Source organism: bacterium (assembly GCA_021372775.1).
GTDB lineage: Bacteria > Acidobacteriota > Polarisedimenticolia > J045 > J045 > JAJFTU01.
In genome coordinates, this window is record JAJFTU010000301.1 from 1 (window position 1) to 2635 (window position 2635).

The following is a 2635-nucleotide window of genomic DNA, read 5'->3' on the forward strand; positions in this document are numbered from 1 at the left end:
TCCGCTCCTCGATCGAGACGTAGCTGAACGCGCCCTGCTGCTGCCGATTCATGCCCCGCATCGCGGCTCTCCTCCGCGAACAGGCATATCACGAACAGAGACGTCCGCGCGCAATTGCGCAGGCAGTTTTTCAGCAGCGTCGTAGGGGCGGCTGGCGCGCTCCGACGATCGTTGCCGCGCTCATGATTCCTCCGCGCCTGCCGCCCGACGTGGACATCGCGAAACGTTGCCTTTGAGACATCGAAAGGCAATCGGGTGCGGTGTTCGGGTCGGGCGGCAGGCGCGGTGGAGGCGTCGTTGTTCCGACGATCATCGCGGCGCGCCAACCGCCCCTACGGCGACGTGGACATCGCGAAACGTCGCCATGCGTGTAGGGGCGGCTGGCGCGCTCCGACGATCGTTGCCGCGCTCATGATTCCTTCGCGCCTGCCGCCCGACGTGGACCTCGCGAAACGTGGCGTTTCGGTTGAAAGGCAATCAGGCGCGGAGATAGGAGGCGGCAGCCTCGCCGGCGCGGATTCCGGCGGCGGCGGCCTTCGCGAAGGCGATGCCGTAGAGGCCGTTGCCGCCGACGAAGAGGCCCGGACGCCGCGCCAGCTCGGTCTCGATCGCCCGCACCTTCGACAGATGCCCCAGCTCGTACTGCGGGATCGCCCGCGGCCAAACCACGACCTTCGAGAAGACCGGCGCGAGCGACAGCTTCATCACCTTCTCGAGATCCTCGCGCGCCTGCTCGACCAGCCCCGCGTCGCACATCTCCGGCGCTTCCGGATCGACCGCCCCGCCGAGCATCGCCCGCAGCAGCAACCGCCGCTCCGGACTGCGCCCCGCGAAGAGGTGCGTGTCCCAGAGCGCGCCGAGCGTGCGCACCCCTTCGCCGCGCGGCACGAGCACGCCGAAACCGCGCGGCACGACGTCCAGCGCCGCCGGCCCGTAGCCGAGCGCGACGACCGCCACCGGCGGGCAGTGGATCTCGGAGAACGGACGCGCGAGTTCGGGCAGCCACTCGCGGCAAAGAGCCGCCGTCGCCCACGGCTCGCCGCAGAGCGCCACCGCGTCCGCGGCGAGCGACCCGCCCGCGGCGAGGACGACCTCGTATCCGCCTTCGGCGCGCGGCACGAGGCGCTCCGCCTCGACGCCGCAGCGCACCGTGAACCGCCCGCGCCGCGCCAACTCGCGCGGCAACTGCTGCAGCCCTTCCGGAAACGACGTCAGCGTCGCCGACGGCGCCGGCCCGGCGTTCTTCTTCCCCGCGCGCCGGATCGCGGCCAGCCCCTTGAAGAGCGAGCCGTACGTCCGCTCGATCTCGGCCATCCGCGGCAGCGCCGCCTCCAGCGACAACCGCCGCGCGTCCCCGGCGAAGACGCCGAGCATCATCGGCGCGATCAGCCGCTCCGCTCCCTGCCGCCCGATCCGCCGCCGCGCGAAGTCGAAGACCGACTCCTCCCCCGCCGCGCGCCGCGGCGCGACGAAGATCTCGAACGGGATCCGCAGCAGCCCGCGCGGCGAGAGGAGCCCCGAGAACGCAAAGGCCAGCGGGTTCGCCTTGACCTCGCGCATCTTGCCGGCGCGGTAGATGAAGCGGTGCGCCGCCGCGCCGTCCGCGGGGATCTTCGTCAGCCCCGCCGCCGCCACGAGACGGTCCACCGCAGGTTCGTTGTCGAGATAGCCGGTCGGCCCGGCCTCGACGAGAAAGCCGCGCTCGCGCAGCGAGAGCGCCTTGCCGCCGACGTCCGGCGCCCGCTCGAGGACGACGACGTCGAGCCCCTCGCCCGCCGCCTCGCGGGCCGCCTGCGCCGCGGCAAGTCCGGAGATCCCGCCGCCGATCACGACCAGCCGCTTCACGTCACACCGTCTTGGAGAAGACCGGCTTGTCCGCCTTCTCGTACTTCTCGCGCCAGTACTTGTCGAAGCACATCGCGAGGTTGCGGATGAACAGCTCGCCGGTCGGCGTCGCCGCGATCCGCTCCGCGGAGACGACCGCCAGCCCCTCGCGCTCCAGCGGCGCCAGCCGGGCGAGGTCCTCGGCGAAGTACCGCGCGAAGTCGATCCCGAAGCGGGCCTCGACCTCGCGGACCTCGACCCGCATGTTGCACATCAACTCGTGGATCACGTGCCGCCGCAGCTCGTCGTCCGCCGTGCGCACGATTCCGCGCTCGACCGGCAGCCGCCCCGCGCCCAGCGCCTCGGCGTACTCGGAGAGCTTCTTCACGTTCTGGACGTAGGCCCCGCGCACGTCGCCGATCGCCGAGATCCCGAAGCCGATCACGTCCTCCGCCGGGACGACCGTGTACCCCTGGAAGTTCCGCCGCAGCCGACCCTCGCGCTTCGCGCGCGCCAGCTCGTCGTCGGGAAGCGCGAAGTGGTCCATCCCGATCGGCTCGTACCCCGCCTCGAGGAACCGCTCGCGCGCGAGGGCGAACAGCTCCGCCTTGAGCGCGGCGCCGGGAATCTCCTCCTCGTGGAGCTTCTTCTGGTGCCCGCGGATCCACGGCACGTAGGCGAACGAGTAGACCGCGGCGCGGTCGGCGCCCATCGCGATCACCTGCTCCACCGTCCGCTCGAACCCCGCCGTCGTCTGCCGCGGCAGGCCGTAGATCAGGTCCACGTTGACGCCGGAGAAGCCGCGCGACCG

2 protein-coding genes are annotated in these 2635 nt (G+C 71.7%); both read right to left on the reverse strand.

The features are described 5' to 3' along the window. Positions 1–477 precede the first annotated feature (477 nt). The gene (hemG, locus tag LLG88_10465; GenBank protein MCE5247323.1) at positions 478–1845 is read right to left on the reverse strand and encodes a protoporphyrinogen oxidase; all 1368 of its coding nucleotides are present in this window, start codon (positions 1843–1845) and stop codon (positions 478–480) included. Position 1846: 1 nt separating this feature from the next. After that, on the reverse strand, positions 1847–2635 hold a 789-nt coding region (locus LLG88_10470), incomplete at its 5' end, for a coproporphyrinogen III oxidase (GenBank protein MCE5247324.1).